Here is a 16,805-nt window from a genome sequence, read left to right on the forward strand (position 1 = left end):
TGGGCCGCGGCACGGGCCAGTACCCTGACGCCCATGACGGCACGGGTGACGATGTACTTCCTCGGCGGCACGATCAGCATGTCCTCCGCGGACGGTCACTCGGTACGGCCGACGCTGAGCGGAGACGACCTGCTCGCCGCCGTTCCAGGCCTCGATCAGGTGGACGCCGAGGTCACGGCCGAGCAGGTCGCTCGCGAACAAAGCGGCTCACTCACCTACACTCACCTGCTCACGGTTTTCGAGCGCGCCCGATCGAGCGATGCTGGCGGATTCGTTCTCGTTCAGGGAACCGACACCCTCGAAGAGGCGGCCTACCTGCTTGATCTTCTCTGGGACGACCCGCGACCCTTCGTCGCCACAGGCGCCATGCGAAACCCGACGATGGCCGGCGCCGACGGCGCAGCGAACCTCCTCGCGGCCGTGCGTGTCGCAGCTTCCCCCGAGGCGCGCGAAAGGGGTGCCTGCGTCGTCTTCGCCGACGAGATCCACGCGGCGCGCCACGTCACCAAGTCGGACACCGCGTCCATCTCGACCTTCCGCTCCCCCAACACCGGCCCCGCCGGTCGCGTGCTCGAGGGGCACGTCCACTTCTTCTCTCCGCCGGGCGCGCGCTCTGCGCTCGGCGCCGACGTGTCGAACGTGACGACGATGGACGTCGAGGTACCCGTCCTCGTGGCCGGCTTCGGGCAGTCGGTCCGCACGCTGGAGGCCGTCGCTGACGGTGCCGATGCCCTCGTCCTGGCCGGCTTCGGCGCAGGCCACGTTCCGGGGTGGTGGGCCGAGGCGGTCGGCGCCATCGCCGAGCGCATGCCCGTCATCATGACGAGCCGTACGCACTCCGGCCCGGCCCTCGTCGAGACGTACGGCGCCGTCGGGGCGGAGGTCGATCTCCAGCAGCGCGGCGTCGTCATGGGCGGCTATCTCGATGCCCTCAAGGCGCGCCTGCTCGTCAGCGTGCTACTGGCCGCGGGCACAGACCGTGAGCAGATCGAAGCAGCCGTGCGTCGGCACGGCGGCTACCGCTGATCCGGAACGTCCCCTTCGTCGGCTCGCCCCTGCGGGCGGTCCTCGGACAGCTCGTCCACGACGAGGCGTTCTTCCCCGCGGTTGTCGGTACGCACCGCGGCACGCCCGATCATGTGGCTCGCGACCGGTGAGGTGACGAGCTGGAAGATGATGACCAGGGCGAGCAGCCCGAAAGCTTCCGGCTCACGCAGCCGCAGCGCGACGCCGAGCAGCACGAGGCCGAGCCCCAACACCTGAGGCTTCGTCGCGGGGTGAGTGCGGCTGAGCAGATCCGGCATCCGGACCTGCCCGATCGCGGCCACGAGCGCCAGCAGCGAGCCCGTGATCATGCAGATGGCGGCAACGACGTCGAAGAACGTGGTCATGCTCCGTCCTCCTCGTCCTCGATGTCGTCGAACCCTCGGATGTAGCGCGCCACGGAAACCGAACCGGTGAAACCGAGCAGCGCGAGCACGAGGAGGGTTGGCAGGGTGAACAGGTGCTGGTTCCACGCGGCTTCAACTGCGAGGCCACAGATGACGATCGAGATGAGCACGTCGAGCGCGACGCTGCGGTCGAGCATCGTCGGGCCCATCGTGACGCGGGCGAGCGTGAGCACGGCTGCAGCCGTGAGGACGACCACGCACACCAGGTAGACGGTGTTCATCGCTTGGTTCCTCCCTCACGGACCGGTCGGTCGCTCCGTTCGTCGATGTCGTGGGCGTACCCACCGATGGCGGCGACCACCCGCTCTTCCTGCTCGAGCACCCGCTTGCGGAACTCGTCTGCTTCCTCGGCACTGTTCACGTCGAGGACGTGCAGGTAGAGCGTGTGCCGCGCGCGGTGGACGTCGACGACGATGCTTCCGGGGATGAGCGAGGTCATCTGCGCGACCACCGTGAGGACGAAGTCCGACGGCGTCGCGAGTTCCACCCGCACGATGGCGTTCGTCAGCGAGGACGCCCCGGGGCGAAGGGTCGTCCACGCGACCCGCACGCTCGAGACGACGACGTCGACGACGAACTTTCCGACGAGCACGGCCAGAGCCACGGGGCGCGGCCGCAGATGCAGGTGCAACGGCGGCATCGGGAAAGCGATGACGACGACGGCACCTACGAGCGCGCCCGCGAGGATGTTGAACAGGCTGAACTCGCCCCAGAGCAGACACCACACGACGGCCAGCGGCACCATGGAGGGCCAGACCGAGCGCACTCGGCGACGACGCCCGGACGGCGACTGTCGATCACTCATCGGTCGTCTCCCAACACCGCGTTGACGTACGGCGTACGCGCCTTCATGTCGACAGAGGCACGTTCGGTGAGGCCGAATAGCGGTCCAGCCACGACGGTGAGCGCGATCGAGAAGGCGACGAGCGCCGTCGTCGGCCACATGAGCGTGCGCGGAGTCGCGCCTTCACGGGCGTGGAGCGGTTTGTCGTAGAGGTCGTCCACCTCTTCGTCCCCCTCCGTCGCGCCGGCAGCGAGCGCGACGTCCGTCGGCATGACCCGGTCCGCCTCACTGGCGTTCTTCTCGACGGCCCGCTTCGTGATGTGTCGAAGGGACGGCTCGTCGTGTTCGGCCGCTGCCTCGTTGAGCGCCTTGGACATTTCGCGCGCCTGTTCCTCACTGCGCCAGAAGGCGAGCGCCCACGCCTTCGCCATAGCGTAGAGCGTGAGAAGGCTCGTCACGACGGCGCCGCCGACGAGGACGTATGCCGTGGTCGAGCCGTCTGCGACGGCCGCCTGCAGGAGTCCGATCTTGCCGAGGTAGCCCGACAGCGGCGGGATGCCCGCGAGGTTCATCGCCGGAATGAAGAAGAGGATCGCGATGAACGGCGCGGTCTTCGCCAAGCCGCCGAGGCGCAGCAGGCTCGTTGTTCCCGTGCGGTATTCGATGAGCCCCACGACGAGGAACAGCACGGTCTGGATCGTGATGTGGTGCACGACGTAGAGCGTGGCCCCCGCGAGGCCCTCGGCCGAACCGAGAGCGATGCCCAGGATCATGTAGCCGATGTGACTGACGAGCGTGAACGAGAGCATTCGCTTGACGTCCGACTGCGCGACCGCGCCGAGGATGCCGACGAGCATCGTGGCGAACGCCGTCCACAGCAGCAGGTTCGACAGCGGGCTGTCGGGGAACAGCAGTGTCTGGGTGCGCAGGATGGCGTAGACACCCACCTTCGTCAGCAAGCCGGCGAAGACGGCCGTCACCGGCGCGGGCGCCGTCGGGTAGCTGTCCGGGAGCCAGAACGACAGCGGGAACACAGCGGCCTTGATGGCGAATACCGTGAGCAGCAGCAGTTGCAACGTGAGGGCCACGCCGTCCGGCAGGTCGCCGAGGCGCTCGGAGAGCTGCGCGAAGTTGAGCGACCCCGTCGCGGCGTAAACCGCTGCGATGGCGATGAGGAACAACGCCGACGACACCATGTTGATGACGACGTAGATCGTGCCCGCCCGGATCCGGCTCTCGGTACCACCGAGGGTGAGCAGGACATAGCTCGCGAAGAGCAGCATCTCGAAGCTGACGAACAGGTTGAACAGGTCACCCGCGAGGAAGGCGTTCGAGACGCCGGCGACGAGCACCATGAACGTCGGGTGATAGATCGAGACCGGAGTGCTCTCGTCGTCCTCGCTCGCGCCGCCCTGGGCCAACGAGTACACGAGGACCGCGAGGGTGACGATGGCCGACACGAGCAGCATGAGCGCCGACACGCGGTCGGCCACGAGTGCCAGGCCGAGGGGCCGCGGCCACGAACCGAGCCACGCGACCTGCGGTCCGTGCCGGTCGGCGGCGACGAGGAGCATCGAGGCAATGGCCACGACGGCGACGAGGACGCTCACCGTGATGGCGCGCTGTACCCGGGGGCGACGCGAGAACATCAGTGCGGCGCCGCAGCCGAACAGCGGCAGCAGAACGGGAAGGGGGACGACGTCATTCATGCCTTCTCCTCGGGTGCGGAGTCGTCGTCGTCCGGACCACCGGTCGTGAGGTCGTAGCTGTCGGAGGCCTCGTCACGCAGGGCGCGACGACGGATCGCGGCGTCCTCGACGTCGTCCTGGACGTCGTCGTGCCCGTTGAGCTGCCAACTGCGGTAGGCCATGGCCAGGGCGAACGCCGTCGTACCGAGAGCGATGACGATGGCGGTGAGGACGAGTGCCTGCGGAAGCGGGTCGGTCATGTCCTCGGCCGACACCTTGCCGGCGACCGGCGGATGCCCCGAGGGCCCCGCAGCGACCATGAACAGAAGGTTCACCCCGTTGCCGAGCATGAGCAGCCCGACGAGGACGCGCGTCAGGCTGCGCTCGAGCAGCAGGTAGACACTGACGCCGATGAGGCTCGCCGCCGTGATGATGAGGGTCAGGTTCGCGCTCATCGAGCCACCTCCGCGTTCGTGGCGTCGTTGTCGCGTTCCTCGGAGATGATCTGACGGTCGATCCGCGAACCGAACGTGCGCAGCAGATCGAGGATGAGCCCGACGACGACGAGGTAGACACCGATGTCGAAGAACAGCGACGTCACGAGGTGGTGGTCACCGAGGAGCGGTAGGTGGACGTCGTACTGGTAGCTCTCCAGCACAGCGCCGCCGAACGCCAGAGGCGCGAGGCCCGAGCCCGCCGCGATGACGAGACCAACGCCCAGGAGTGTGCCCGCGTCGATCGGCGCAGCCTCGTCGAGCTCGTAGCGGCCTCCCGCGAGGTAGCGCACGACGAGGGCTAGCCCCGTGACGATGCCGCCGGCGAACCCGCCACCGGTGAAGTTGTGGCCTGCGAACAGCAGGTACACACCGACCATGACCATGGCCGGGAACACGAGACGCGTGACGACCTCGAAGATGATGGAACGCTTCTCCGGCGCGAGTGTGCTCGGCCCGGAGAGCCACGAGCCGCCCGTCTTCGGTTCCGCCGCGTGGTGCTGGGGCAGGTCCCCGACGCGGCGAATCGTTGAGCGGCGCGTTCCGATGAAGAGCAGGCTCGCCACACCGGTGGCCGCTGCCACGAGCACGGAGATCTCCCCCATCGTGTCCCACGCACGGATGTCGACGAGGGTGACGCTGACGATGTTCTTGCCGCCGCCGAAGTCGACGCTCGCCTCGGGGAAGCCGACGGAGACGGGCTGCGCGGTGCGGGCGTTCGTCGCGACGATCATGATGCCTGCGACCGCTGCACCGACGGCGAGGCCGAGCAGGGCGCGCACGTAACGCTGCGCCGACAGCGGCCGATCGGTGAAGTAGGTGGGCAGACGGCGCAGGACGAGCACGAAGGCGATGACGCTGGCCGTCTCGACGAGCACTTGGGTGAGGGCGAGGTCGGGTGCGCCCTGCAGGACGAAGAGGACGGCGCAGCCGTACCCCGTCACACCGACGAGCAGCGCAGCGCGAAGGCGCCGACGCGCGCGGGCCGTCATGATGGCCGCGAGGACGACGACGAGTCCGGCCGCCGCCTGGGCCGGCGTGTCCCACACGTGGACCTGGACGTCGGGCGTCCACGCCATGAGCATGGCGACACCGGGGAACGCGAGAAGGACGACCAGCGTCACCGCGAGGTAGGCGCTCACCGAACCACGCTGCATGAAACCGGTGACCTCGACGGAGAGGCGGTCGACGCCGTGCATGAGCGACAGGTAGGCGCGCTGCGCACTCCACGGCTGGGCGACCTTCGTCTGCGCATGAGCGATGGGGCGGCGCGCGACGAACATGAGCGCACCACTGACCAGGGCGAGGACCGACAGTCCGAGCGGAAGGCCGAGCCCGTGCCAGAGAGCCAGCTTCGCCTCGTGGGCCCCCGGCGGGAACTGGTGGGTGTACCCCTCGAGCGACTTTGTCAGCGGCCCGCCGAAGAACGCGACGCCGATGCTGAGGACGGCGAGGACGACGGGTGAGGCGAGGAAAGCGGGGCTGGGAGTCTTGAAGTCCGTGGCCTCGACGCCAGGCTTGTCGGCGAAAGCGCCCCACAGGAATCGCAACGTGTACGCCGTGGTGATGATCGAACCCACGACGACTCCGACGAGCACGGTCCAGGCCGCCACCGGTCCGAGGCCGGTTCCGTCGCCACCGGCCGTCACGTCGACGAGGGCGGTGAGAACGCTCTCCTTGGCCACGAAGCCCAGTAGGGGCGGGAAGCCGACCATCGATGCGCCGGCGATCGCGGCCGCGGCGAACAGCACCGGCGAACGGCGCCCGAGGCCCGAGAGGGTGCGCAGGTCACGGTTTCCAGCGTTGTGGTCGATGATGCCGACGACGAGGAACAAGCAGGACTTGAACAGCGCGTGGGCCAGGAGCAACGCCACACCGGCCAGAGCCGCCGCGCGGGTGCCGACACTGAGGACGACGAGGAGGAACCCCAACTGGCTCACGGTGCCGTAGGCGAGGATCAGCTTGACGTCGCACTGCACGAGTGAACGCCAGCCGCCGACGAGCATGGTGAGCACACCGAGGGTGAGGATGCCGGCGCGCCAGCCGGGCACACCCGCGAACGCCGGGGCGAGCAGGGCCACGAGGTAGACGCCCGCCTTCACCATCGAGGCGGCGTGCAGGTAGGCACTCACCGGGGTCGGGGCCGACATGGCACCGGGCAACCAGAAGTGGAACGGCACGATGGCCGACTTGCTCAGAGCGCCGACGAGCACGAGCATCACGGCCGCCGTCAACAGACCGCTGGCAGCCGGCGGGTCGGCGAGGATCTTGGAGATACGCATCGTGCCGGCGAGGTGACCGAGCATGAGCATGCCGACGAGCATCGCGAGCCCGCCGAACGTCGTGACGATCAGCGCTTGCATGGCTGCCAGGCGCGCCGAGCGCTTGGTCATGTCGTAACCGATGAGCAGGTAGGAGAAGACCGTCGTCATCTCCCAGAAGACGTAGACCATGAGCAGGTCGTCGGCCAGGACGAGGCCGAGCATCGAACCGGCGAACGCGATGAAGGTGGCCGCGAACGAGCCGACACGGTCGTCGTCATGGAAGTAGGAGGCGCAGTAGAAGAGGACGAGGGCACCCACGCCGGCCACAACGAGGGTAAGCAGCCACTGCAGGGCACCCATCCGGAACGCCAGATCGGTTCCGAGTGAGGGAATCCACGAGACGGTCTGGGTGACGGGGGCGGCGCCCGGCGCATTGAGCACGGCCCAGACGAAGGTGGCGAGCGGCACGATCGCAAGGGCCATGAAGACCTTGCGCCCGAGGGCAAGCGCCATCGCCGGCGCGGCGAGCGCAGCCAGGAGATGAACGGAGATGAGAAGGATCACGCGAGAACCTCGAGACGACGTTCGGGAGGGCCGGCGGGTGGGTGGAGCGGAAGGGACTTCTTGGGTCGGGATGCGAGGAACCGCGGCCAGGCGGGCCGCACTCAGGCACCCGCGGCGTCAGGAGACCTTCGGGTGGACCTCCCACGGTGAGTCGGCGGGTCGCAGGTCGTTCCACCCGTTCGCGCGTGCGACATTCGCGGCGAACGCTCCCATGAGGAGGGTTGGATTGTGGATGCGGCCCGCCATGGCCGCGGCGACGACATCGTCGAGCGACACCCAGGCCGTCGGCATGTCGAGCTCTTCGTCCTCGCGCTCGAAACGGTCGTCGGCAGCGACCTCGCTCACGTCCCGGGCGAGGTAGATACGCAACTGCTCCGACAGACCGCCCGGCGAGGAGGCGTAGTCGATGAGCAGGTCGAGGCGCCCGGCTCGCAGGTCGGCCTCTTCGTAGAGTTCGCGCAGTGCCGCTTCGTGCGGAGGTTCGCCGTCGACGTCGAGCAGACCCGCAGGAATCTCCCACTCGCGAGCACCGATCGGGTGGCGGTACTGCTGAATGACGAGCACCTCTTCGGCGCCGGCTTCACCACGCAGGGCGAGAACGGCGACGGCGCCGGGGTGGTCGACGAAGTCGCGGGTGACGCGACCGGCGTCGCCGAGGTCGGCCTCCTCGGACAGGACGTTCCAGACCCGGCCTTCGTAGACGCACTCGCTATGCGTGACGGGCGCCTTGGCGTACTCGTCGACGAGGTCGTCGCGGGTCATCCGTCCGTGCTCGCTCGTCATGAGGGGATTGTCTCACAGTACGGTCGGTGCCCGCCCCATGTGCCCAGGGGCAGGCACCGACCGGTTCGCTTGCGGCTCAGCCCTTCTTGCGCTCGAGCGCCGCCTCCACGAGACCGGCGAAGAGCGGGTGCGCCCGGTGCGGGCGCGACTTGAACTCGGGGTGCGCCTGCGTCGACACGTAGTACGGGTGGACGTCCTTCGGCAGCTCCACGAACTCGACGAGGGTGCCCTCGGGCGAGGTGCCGGAGAAGACGAGACCCGCCTGCGCGATGTCGTCGCGGTAGTCGTTGTTGACCTCGAAACGGTGACGGTGACGCTCGCTGACGTCCGTGGCGCCATAGGCCGTCGCTACGACAGAACCCTCCGCGAGCTTCGCGGGGTAGGCACCGAGACGCATCGTGCCGCCGAGGTCGCCCTCGCCCTGGACGTAGGACTTCTGCTCCTCCATCGTCGCGATGACGGGGTGGCTCGTGTTCGGGTCGAACTCCGTCGACGAGGCATCCGCGATACCGGCGACGTTGCGGGCGTACTCGATGACCATGCACTGCAAACCGAGGCAGATGCCCAGGGTGGGCACCTTGTTCTCACGTGCCCAGCGCAGAGCGCCGAGCTTGCCCTCGATGCCGCGCACGCCGAAGCCGCCGGGGACGAGGATGCCGTGCACTCCCCCGAGCGCCTTCTGCGCGCCGGCCTCGGTCTGGCAGGTGTCGGAGGCGACCCAGCGGATCTTCACCTTGGTGTCGTGGTGGAAGCCACCGGCACGCATGGCCTCGGTCACCGACAGGTAGGCGTCGGGCAGGTCGATGTACTTGCCGACGAGCGCGAGCTCCACCTCGTGGGCCGGCGAGTGAACGTGGCCGAGCAGCGTGTCCCACTGGGCCCAGTCGACATCACGGAACGGCAGGCCGAGACGGCGGATGACGTAGGCGTCGAGGCCCTCGGCGTGCACGACCTTCGGGATGTCGTAGATGCTCGGCGCGTCGACGGCAGCGGCGACTGCCTCGGAGTCGACGTCGCACATGAGGGAGATCTTGCGCTTGATGCCCTCGGGAATCTCGCGGTCCGCGCGCAGCACGAGGCCGTCGGGCTGGATACCGACCTGACGCAGTGCCGCGACGGAGTGCTGCGTGGGCTTCGTCTTGAGCTCGCCGCTCGGTCCGATGTAGGGCACGAGGGAGACGTGGAGGAAGAAGACGTTGTCGCGGCCCACGGCGTGGCGGACCTGGCGAGCGGCCTCGAGGAACGGCAGCGACTCGATGTCGCCGACGGTGCCACCGATCTCGGTGATGATGATGTCCGGAGCGTCGGGGCCGTTGGCCTCGGCGCGCATGCGGTCCATGATCTCGTTCGTGATGTGCGGGATCACCTGCACGGTGTCGCCGAGGTACTCGCCGCGACGCTCCTTGGCGATGACGTCGGAGTACACCTGGCCGGTCGTCACATTGGCGCGACCGTGCAGGTTGACGTCGAGGAACCGCTCGTAGTGTCCGATGTCGAGGTCGGTCTCCGCACCGTCTTCGGTGACGAACACCTCACCGTGCTGGAACGGGTTCATCGTTCCCGGGTCGACGTTGAGGTACGGGTCGAGCTTCTGCATCGTGACGCTGAGGCCACGTGCGCGAAGCAGTCGGCCGAGGCTCGATGCCGTCAGGCCTTTTCCGAGGGAGGAGGCAACGCCTCCGGTGACAAAAATCTGCTTCGTCGTCTGATCCACCACGGAATGCCAGCCTACGTCATCGAACGGGGGCGGGCGACATCGCCTCGCGACGAATCGCGTCGGAGGAGGCAAGGAGTTGCTTCGCGTGCTCCACCGCAACGGCGCTGGAGGCGTCACCGCCCAGCATTCGCGCCAGTTCTTCGTGCCGGGCCTCACCTGTGACGCTCGTGACACCACTTTCCGTCACGGCGCCGTCGTGCGACTTGTGCACGACGAGGTGGTTGTCGGCGAACGCCGCGACCTGGGCGAGGTGCGTGACGACGATGACCTGTGCCTGTTCGGACAGTTTGGCCAGACGCGCGCCGATGTCGACCGCCGCCTCACCGCCGACACCGGCATCGACCTCGTCGAAGACGAACGTCGGCACCTCGCCCGTGCTGCTCACGACCTCGAGCGCGAGCATGACGCGGGAGAGCTCACCACCGGAGGCAGCCTTCGTCACCGGCTTCGGAGCTATGCCCTTGTTCGCCGCGAGCAGGAGCGCGACGTCGTCGATGCCGTGTTCGGTGGGCTTCACGATGCGCCCGTCCCCCAGCTCGAGGCCGGCTTCGGCCTCGTTGAGCGTGACGGCGACTTCGAGGCGCGCCGAGCTCATGGCGAGGTGGGCAAGCTCGGCGGTGACATCTTGGGCGAGCTTGGTAGCGGCCTCAACGCGCGCATCGTGCAGACGAAGCGCGAGGTCGGCCACCTTCGGCGTGAGTGAGGCGATCTCGGCGTCGATGGCCGAGACACGGTCGTCGGAGCCTGCTAACGCCTCGGCCTCGACTCCCGCTGCCGTGCGCCACGCGACGACATCGGAGAGCTCGGGACCGAACGCCTTCATGAGGGCCGTGAGGGCCGCGCGACGCTGGTGCACGTCGGCAAGCCGCGCCGGATCCATGTCGATACCGGAGGCGTACCCCGAGACGTCGGCCGCGAGGTCGGCGGTCAACGTCTGGATCTCCTTGAGCCGGGTGATGTACTCGCCCAGTGAGGCGTCCAGCGACACCGCCGAGTCGAGCACACTTCGTGCGTGCGCGAGCAGCGCAAGAGCGTTGGGCTGGTCAGGGTCCGTCTCGTCACCGGCAAGCGCGCCGGCGGCCCCCGTGCCCGCCGCGAGGAGATCCTCGGCGTGGGTGAGCCGCTCGCTCTCCGCGGCGAGTTCGACGTCTTCCCCCTCCACGGGCTCGAGCTCGTCGATCCGTGCGATGCCGGCCTCGAGCATCGTGAGGCGCTGCGCGCGCTCCTGAGCCTTATGCGTCAGTTCACGCCGTTCGGCCCGAAGAGCCTTCAATCGGACGAAGCCTTCGCGGTACTGCTCGGCGAGAGCGGCCAACTCGGCACCCGCGAACGAGTCGAGCACCTCACGGTGTTCCTCGGGACGCTTGAGACGCCACTGATCGGCCTGACCGTGCACGGCAACGAGGTCGTGGCCGACCTGGGCCAGCACTGACGCAGGCACGCTGCGCCCGGCGACATGAGCTCTGGACCGTCCTCCCGCAGCCACCGTGCGCGAGAGGATGAGTTCCTCGTCGCCGTCGAACTCGAACTCGTCGCGCAGCGTCGCGAGGGCAGCGTGGTCGTCAGGCAGGTCGAGGAAGCCCTCGACCACGGCACGCTTCTCCCCCGTGCGTACACGATCGGCGTCGGCGCGCTCGCCGAGGAGCAACCCCAGGCCGGAGACGACCATAGTCTTGCCTGCGCCGGTCTCACCGGTGACGACGTTGAGGCCCGGGCTCAGCTCCAACGTGGCGTCGGCGATGACACCCATGTTCCGAATGCGGATCTCCTTGAGCACGAGACCACTCTAGGGAGCCGACCGACCGACCGTCGTTCGAACACGCATTCGATTGGAGATTTCGCTCCTGGCGAACGATCTCAGGCGCGCGAGCCGCGCCACCCCGAGACCGAGAGGTCGAACTTGCGCACGAGACGATCCGTGAACGGAGCGGAGCTGAGACGCGCCAGGCGTACCGGCTTGGCACTCGCCACGACGTCGATCCGCGCACCGTCTGGCAGATCGAACGAACGTCGCCCGTCACACCACAACACTGCCCTCCCCTGCGCCTCCGGCACCAGTTCGACCGCGAGCCGAGCGGCCGGGCTGAGCACGAGGGGGCGCGCGAAGAGCGCGTGGGCGGAGATCGGCACGAGCAGGATGGCCTCGGTGTCGGGCCACACGACGGGTCCGCCGGCGCTGAAGGCATAGGCAGTCGAGCCCGTGGGGGTCGCGATGACGACGCCGTCCGCTCCCCATGTCGACAGCGGCCGGCCGTCGATCTCGACCGTCAGTTCGAGCATTCGCTCGCGTTCGGCTTTCTCCACACTGGCTTCGTTGAGAGCCCAGCCGCGATACAGCTCGGTGGGGTCGTTCCCGCCGGACGAGGCGACGACCTCGAGCGTCGCCCGCTCCTCCACGCTCCAGCTGCGTTCGATGATGCCGCCGGCGATGCGGTCGACGTCCTCCATCTCGGCTTCTGCGAGGAAGCGACGTGGCCGAGGTTGATGCCGAGCAGCGGCATGCCGGTGTCACGGCAGATCTCTGCTGCACGAAGGATCGTTCCGTCGCCACCGAGGACGACGGCCAACTCGCACCCCTCCGGCAACGTACCTTCGGCGAGCGTGACGACGTGGTCACGCTCTCGGATGCCGAAGGCCGTCAACTCGTCGGCGAATCCGACGACGGTGATGCCCTGCTCGGTGAGAGCGGACACGAGCCGCTCGGCCACGTCGAAGGCCTCAGGACGTCGCGAATGGCCGATGAGCAGGATGCGGCGGCTCATGTGTCGTCCCTCCCGGTGAGCTGGTCGATGGTGGCGCGCAGGGTCTCGTCGTCGAGGCCTATGCCTTGGTTCTCACGGCGCAACCACACGAGGTATTCGTGGTTGCCGTGCGTACCCACCATGGGGCTCCACGCTATGCCATGGACGACGAGCGAAAGCCCGGTGGCCGTGGCGAGAACGCGTTCGAGACTCTCACGGCGCTGATCGCGCGACGTGACGACGCCGGTGCGCCCCAGACGTTCGCGGCCGACCTCGAACTGCGGCTTGACGAGCACGACGAGATGCCCGGCCTCCGCCAGGAGGAAGTTCATGTGCGGTAGCGCCAAAGTGAGCGAGATGAAGGACAGGTCACTCACGACAAGATCGAAAGGAGAGCCGTCCACCGTGTCGCGCGAGACGACGTCGCGGATGTTGAGGCCCTCGAGATCGGTGACGCGAGGGTCGCTCTTGACTGGTTCGGCCAGTTGTCCGTGGCCCACGTCGAGCGCCACGACATGCGTCGCACCACGCTCGAGCAGCACCTGGGTGAAGCCACCCGTCGAGGCACCGACGTCCACGGCACGTGCACCGGAAACGGCGCCCGCGAAGTCCGGGAAGGCCTCGAGCGCGGCGAGGAGCTTGCGCGCTGCGCGCCCGACGTAGGGGTCACGCTCCTCGCTCGTGGTGACGACGTCCGCATCTGCGACCTTGGTGGAGGCCTTGCGTTCGATCTGCCCGTTGACGGCGACACTGCCGCGTGCGAGAGCCTCCTTGGCCTGGGCCCGCGAACGCACCAGACCCCGCTCGACGAGCGCCGCGTCGAGCCGGGTCTGGCCGCTCACGATCCGGCCTCCTGCAGGCGACGCTGCAACTGTTCGTGCACCGCCTCGGCGGCCTCGACGACGCCGCCGGCGTCCTCGCGCGCACCGTCGACGAACTCCTCGGTGGACTTCGACAGCATCTCGAGCGCCGCATCGACAGCCCCGTCGTGCTGAGATTCCCCACCGCCCGCGGGACCGCCTGCGCGATCGAGGTCGCGCGGGGAAGGAACGGCCGTCATGCCGAGCGCACCGTGAGGTCCGTGAACCGATGACGGGCGCCGTCCGCGTCGAGCTCGCCGGCGTCGACCTCGGCCCACGTCGCGCGCAGCAGCGCGCGCGCCTGGGACCAGGTCAGGGCGTCGTGCGAGGTGCCGGGGGCGGAGTTGTCCTCGTCGTAGGGCTTCGCCAGGGACCGCAGGTCTTCGACGACGAACGTGGGCCGACGCTCTGGGGCCGCAGCCGCCGCATCGGCAAGATCGTGCACGCCGGTGAGGACGAGCACGGAATCCATACCCGCACGCACGGCGCCCTCGATGTCGGTCTCAAGCCGGTCGCCGATGGCCAGTACCTGGTGCGCGTCGACGCCGCTGCGTCGCGCTGCCATCTCGTACGTCGTGGGCATCGGCTTGCCTGCCACCTCCGGGTCCACGCCGACAGCGTTGCGTACCGCGCCCACGAGCGAACCGTTGCCCGGCGCGACTCCACGGTCGGTGGGGAGGGTGAGATCGGTGTTCGTCGCCATCCAGCGTGCCCCGCCGGCGACGGCGAAACCCGCCTCCGCGAGGTCACTCGCACGCACGTCCGCGCCGTACCCCTGGAGCACAGCCTCGACCGGCTTACCGTTCCGTGCCTCCTCCGGCGTCACCGGCGTCAGGCCGGCCTCGGTGAGCGCGACACCCACCCCGGCGCCTCCGACGGCGAGCACTCGAGCACCCGCCGTGAGCGACCCCGCCAGCAGGTAGGCACCCGCTGCCGAGGAGTTGACGACGTCGGCGTCGTCAACCACGAGGCCGAACTCACGTAGGTGCCCCGCGACCTCGGCCGGGGTACGCGACGCGTTGTTCGTCGCATAGACGACGTGGGCACCGTTGGCTGATGCTGCGGTCAGCGCCTCGACGGCGTGCTCGATCGGCTCGGGACCGGCGTACACGACCCCGTCGAGGTCGCAGACGATCGCCGCGTACCGAGCGATCAACGGATCAGCCACGAGAGCTGCCGTCGTCGAACGTCGCGCGAGGAACGGTCCGCTCTCCGGAGGACTCCGCTTCCGGGGCGGCCGACTCGATGATGTCGTCGCTCACCGCACGCTCGTTGGCCGCACCATCTACGGACGTCTCGCTCGGCTCAACTGACGTGGCCTCCGGGCGCTGCGGCTGCACTGCCCCGTACTCGGACAGGTCGATCTCGGCAAGGCGAGGGTCCTGCTCGTCCTCGTCCTCGGGCGTGAGGTCGGTCAGCTCGAAGCCGTCGATCTGGTCGATGCGGTCACCCGCGTCCGTCTCACCGTCCCGGTCGGCCTCGTCGGCCTTGACGAACCACTCGCGCGCCTCGTCCGACTCCCCGAGGTCCATGAGGGCATCGGCGTACGCGTAGAACAGACGGGCTGCCCACGGCTGGGTCGTGGCCCTCTGCAGCGCCGGAAGGCGCAGGCCCACGACCGCCGCACGCGCCTGGCCCATGTCGCGCCGGACGCCCGACACGACGATGGCAAGTTCGATGTTGTCCGCCTCCGGCAGACGCTGAGCCTCCGGCGAGTTGGCGAGTTCGAGAGCACGCTCGTAGCGGCCGAGGCCGCGCTCACAATCGACCATGTATGGCAGCAGGTGATCCGAACCCGACAGACGGCGAGCCGTGCGGAACTCCCGCAACGCCTCGGCGTACTCACCCGTGCGGTAGAGCACGAGACCGAGGGCCTCGCGGGCCGCCGGAACTCGGCCGGCACGCGACACCGCGTGCTGCGCGTGGTCCAGAGCCTTCTCCGGGTTCTCCTCGAGCAGTTCGGCTGCGGCCACGAGGTGACGCGCCACGCCTTCTGCGTTGTCCTTGCTCAGCGTGCGCAACTGCTGACGCACCGACTTGTCGAGCTCGTAGCCCGTGATCTCCTCCGGCAGCATCGGCTCGGGACGACGACGGGGACGCTCGTCACCGGTCGCCTTCGCGTCCCAGCTGCGCGGGCCGCGGATCTGGCTCTGCTCGTCCGACCAGCCGGCGCCGCGGTCACCTCGACCGTCGAACCCGCCGCGACGCTCGAAGCCGCGGCCGCTATCACGTCCGCCGTCGCGTCCCCCACGCTCGAAGCCGTCCCGTCGGTCGCGGGAATCGAAACCACGCCCGCGGTCGGAGGAACCAACGCTGCGCCCACCCGAGCGCGCGCCGTCGCGGTCGCCGAAGCCCCGGCGCTCTCCGTCACGTCCGCTGGGGCCACCGCGGTCGCCGCGCTCACGGAAACCACCGCGTTCGTCACGACGGCCATAGCCACCGCGGTCCTCGCGTCCGCGGTATCCACCGCGCTCAGAGCGCTCGTCGCGACGCCCATAGCCGCCCCGGTCGGATCGTTCATCGCGCCGGCCATGGCCGCCGCGATCATCACGGCCACCGTAGCCGCCACGACCATTGCGCTCGTCGCGGTTGCCGTAGCCTCCGCGCTGCGGCCGATCGTCACGACGCCCCTGATACTCACGGTCTTCGCGACGGCCGTAACCTCCGCGCTCCCCCTGCGCCTCACGCGAGAAACCGCCATCGCGGCGTCCGAAGCGACGCTCACCATCACGCGAGTCCTGTCGGCGGTAGCCACCCCGATCCTCCTGAGACTCCCCGCGACGCGCACCGCCACGGTCTTCACGTCGATCGAAACCACCGCGGCGCTTGTCATCGCGGGAACCACGGTCATCGAAGCGACCGTAGCCCCCACGATCGCCATATCCGCCGCGGCGGTCGTCGCCTCGGGAGGCACCACGGGACGACTCACGGAAGCCGTCCCCGCGTCGCTGACCTTCACCACGCGATTCGTCGCGGCGATCCGAACGGTAGGTGTCGTCACCCCGACGCTGATCACGAGAACCGTCGCGCCGCGGAGCGTCACGACGATCCGAACGAGCGCTGGACCAACGCTGGCTTCGCTGGCGCTCGGCGCCCTCTGAGGATGCGTTGTCGTTGCGCTCTTCGGACATGGTTTCCTCTCGGTTGGTACGACGATTTCATCGTCGCACAGGCCTCCGACAACCGCGGCCCGGCCGGCTAGGGAGCCGAGTACCAACACGTCGCAGGAATTGTTGTTGGGTATGCGAAAAAGGGGGTTCTCGAACCTGAACTACTGTCGGTGTGGGCCGAGCCGTTGGGCTACGAGGCCGTCACACGTGTGACACGTTCAGATCGTTCGAGAACCCCCCTTTTCTTTTTGAAGGAGTCCGGCGGTGTCCTACTCTCCCACACCCTGGCGAGTGCAGTACCATCGGCGCTGAAGGGCTTAGCTTCCGGGTTCGGAATGTGACCGGGCGT

At 68.6% G+C, this 16,805-nt stretch carries 16 protein-coding genes, 1 rRNA gene and 1 pseudogene; 2 read left to right on the forward strand and 16 right to left on the reverse strand.

Annotation, left to right across the window (positions count from 1 at the left end; genetic code table 11):
* Positions 1 to 33: 33 nt before the first annotated feature.
* Positions 34 to 1,026 carry an asparaginase gene (locus tag D1832_RS02915; RefSeq protein ID WP_118912538.1) on the forward strand — a complete coding sequence of 331 codons (993 nt, stop codon included), beginning with the start codon at positions 34 to 36 and terminating at the stop codon, positions 1,024 to 1,026.
* Here the strand turns inward: D1832_RS02915 and mnhG are convergent.
* From mnhG to D1832_RS15260, 15 genes and pseudogenes are all read right to left on the reverse strand, one after another.
* Positions 1,017 to 1,391, reverse strand: coding sequence for a monovalent cation/H(+) antiporter subunit G (gene mnhG / locus D1832_RS02920; protein WP_047312672.1), 375 nt, complete (start codon positions 1,389 to 1,391; stop codon positions 1,017 to 1,019). The genes D1832_RS02915 and mnhG overlap by 10 nt on opposite strands.
* Positions 1,388 to 1,672, reverse strand: coding sequence for an MrpF/PhaF family protein (locus tag D1832_RS02925; RefSeq protein WP_118912539.1), 285 nt, complete (start codon positions 1,670 to 1,672; stop codon positions 1,388 to 1,390). Before D1832_RS02925 ends, mnhG begins: the two co-directional genes overlap by 4 nt.
* Positions 1,669 to 2,256: a Na+/H+ antiporter subunit E gene (locus tag D1832_RS02930; RefSeq protein ID WP_118912540.1), complete on the reverse strand. Its 588-nt coding sequence runs from the start codon at positions 2,254 to 2,256 to the stop codon at positions 1,669 to 1,671. Before D1832_RS02930 ends, D1832_RS02925 begins: the two co-directional genes overlap by 4 nt.
* Positions 2,253 to 3,944: a Na+/H+ antiporter subunit D gene (locus tag D1832_RS02935; protein ID WP_118912541.1), complete on the reverse strand. Its 1,692-nt coding sequence runs from the start codon at positions 3,942 to 3,944 to the stop codon at positions 2,253 to 2,255. The genes D1832_RS02930 and D1832_RS02935 overlap by 4 nt, the downstream gene beginning before the upstream one ends.
* Positions 3,941 to 4,378, reverse strand: a complete 438-nt coding sequence (locus D1832_RS02940) for a Na(+)/H(+) antiporter subunit C (protein ID WP_047312668.1) — start codon at positions 4,376 to 4,378, stop codon at positions 3,941 to 3,943. The genes D1832_RS02935 and D1832_RS02940 overlap by 4 nt, the downstream gene beginning before the upstream one ends.
* On the reverse strand, positions 4,375 to 7,245 hold the full coding sequence (locus D1832_RS02945) for a Na+/H+ antiporter subunit A (protein WP_118912542.1): 2,871 nt from the start codon (positions 7,243 to 7,245) through the stop codon (positions 4,375 to 4,377). Before D1832_RS02945 ends, D1832_RS02940 begins: the two co-directional genes overlap by 4 nt.
* A 117-nt stretch (positions 7,246 to 7,362) precedes the next feature.
* Positions 7,363 to 8,028: an NUDIX domain-containing protein gene (locus tag D1832_RS02950; RefSeq protein WP_118912543.1), complete on the reverse strand. Its 666-nt coding sequence runs from the start codon at positions 8,026 to 8,028 to the stop codon at positions 7,363 to 7,365.
* A gap of 76 nt (positions 8,029 to 8,104) precedes the next feature.
* Positions 8,105 to 9,742, reverse strand: a complete 1,638-nt coding sequence (locus D1832_RS02955; RefSeq protein WP_118912544.1) for a CTP synthase — start codon at positions 9,740 to 9,742, stop codon at positions 8,105 to 8,107.
* Between the two features lie 19 nt (positions 9,743 to 9,761).
* The gene (recN, locus tag D1832_RS02960) at positions 9,762 to 11,522 is read right to left on the reverse strand and encodes a DNA repair protein RecN (protein WP_118912545.1); all 1,761 of its coding nucleotides are present in this window, start codon (positions 11,520 to 11,522) and stop codon (positions 9,762 to 9,764) included.
* A gap of 80 nt (positions 11,523 to 11,602) precedes the next feature.
* Positions 11,603 to 12,193: a diacylglycerol kinase catalytic domain-containing protein gene (locus D1832_RS02965; protein WP_338067276.1), complete on the reverse strand. Its 591-nt coding sequence runs from the start codon at positions 12,191 to 12,193 to the stop codon at positions 11,603 to 11,605.
* Between the two features lie 77 nt (positions 12,194 to 12,270).
* Positions 12,271 to 12,507, reverse strand: a pseudogene (locus tag D1832_RS16090) (NAD(+)/NADH kinase); the annotation flags it as partial.
* Complete coding sequence (locus D1832_RS02970) at positions 12,504 to 13,328, reverse strand: TlyA family RNA methyltransferase (RefSeq protein ID WP_118912546.1); 825 nt, start codon at positions 13,326 to 13,328, stop codon at positions 12,504 to 12,506. The pseudogene D1832_RS16090 and the gene D1832_RS02970, both read right to left, overlap by 4 nt.
* A complete protein-coding gene (locus D1832_RS02975) occupies positions 13,325 to 13,546 on the reverse strand; it encodes a hypothetical protein (RefSeq protein ID WP_118912547.1) in 222 nt (73 codons plus the stop codon). Before D1832_RS02975 ends, D1832_RS02970 begins: the two co-directional genes overlap by 4 nt.
* Positions 13,543 to 14,514: an HAD-IIA family hydrolase gene (locus D1832_RS02980; protein WP_118912548.1), complete on the reverse strand. Its 972-nt coding sequence runs from the start codon at positions 14,512 to 14,514 to the stop codon at positions 13,543 to 13,545. Before D1832_RS02980 ends, D1832_RS02975 begins: the two co-directional genes overlap by 4 nt.
* Entirely contained in the window at positions 14,507 to 15,421 is a 915-nt protein-coding gene (locus tag D1832_RS15260) for a tetratricopeptide repeat protein (protein WP_182434633.1), read from the reverse strand. Before D1832_RS15260 ends, D1832_RS02980 begins: the two co-directional genes overlap by 8 nt.
* A 456-nt stretch (positions 15,422 to 15,877) precedes the next feature.
* On the opposite strand from D1832_RS15260, the gene D1832_RS15265 reads away from it, so the two are divergent.
* The gene (locus D1832_RS15265; RefSeq protein WP_182434634.1) at positions 15,878 to 16,447 is read left to right on the forward strand and encodes a hypothetical protein; all 570 of its coding nucleotides are present in this window, start codon (positions 15,878 to 15,880) and stop codon (positions 16,445 to 16,447) included.
* Between the two features lie 265 nt (positions 16,448 to 16,712).
* Here the strand turns inward: D1832_RS15265 and rrf are convergent.
* Positions 16,713 to 16,805 (reverse strand): 5S ribosomal RNA (gene rrf, locus D1832_RS02990); the annotation flags it as partial.

The organism is Dermacoccus abyssi (assembly GCF_003515945.1).
Lineage (GTDB): Bacteria > Actinomycetota > Actinomycetes > Actinomycetales > Dermatophilaceae > Dermacoccus > Dermacoccus abyssi.

Coding starts and splice junctions, on each gene's coding strand:
- D1832_RS02940 (WP_047312668.1), bottom strand. CDS start 4,378: ATGAGCGCGAACCTGACCCTCATCATCACGGCGGCGAGCCTCATCGGC.
- D1832_RS02975 (WP_118912547.1), bottom strand. CDS start 13,546: ATGACGGCCGTTCCTTCCCCGCGCGACCTCGATCGCGCAGGCGGTCCC.
- D1832_RS02930 (WP_118912540.1), bottom strand. CDS start 2,256: ATGAGTGATCGACAGTCGCCGTCCGGGCGTCGTCGCCGAGTGCGCTCG.
- D1832_RS02915 (WP_118912538.1), top strand. CDS start 34: ATGACGGCACGGGTGACGATGTACTTCCTCGGCGGCACGATCAGCATG.
- D1832_RS15260 (WP_182434633.1), bottom strand. CDS start 15,421: ATGCTGCCGGAGGAGATCACGGGCTACGAGCTCGACAAGTCGGTGCGT.
- D1832_RS02935 (WP_118912541.1), bottom strand. CDS start 3,944: ATGAATGACGTCGTCCCCCTTCCCGTTCTGCTGCCGCTGTTCGGCTGC.
- mnhG (WP_047312672.1), bottom strand. CDS start 1,391: ATGACCACGTTCTTCGACGTCGTTGCCGCCATCTGCATGATCACGGGC.
- D1832_RS02965 (WP_338067276.1), bottom strand. CDS start 12,193: ATGGAGGACGTCGACCGCATCGCCGGCGGCATCATCGAACGCAGCTGG.
- D1832_RS02950 (WP_118912543.1), bottom strand. CDS start 8,028: ATGACGAGCGAGCACGGACGGATGACCCGCGACGACCTCGTCGACGAG.
- D1832_RS02925 (WP_118912539.1), bottom strand. CDS start 1,672: ATGAACACCGTCTACCTGGTGTGCGTGGTCGTCCTCACGGCTGCAGCC.
- D1832_RS15265 (WP_182434634.1), top strand. CDS start 15,878: ATGGCCGCCGCGATCATCACGGCCACCGTAGCCGCCACGACCATTGCG.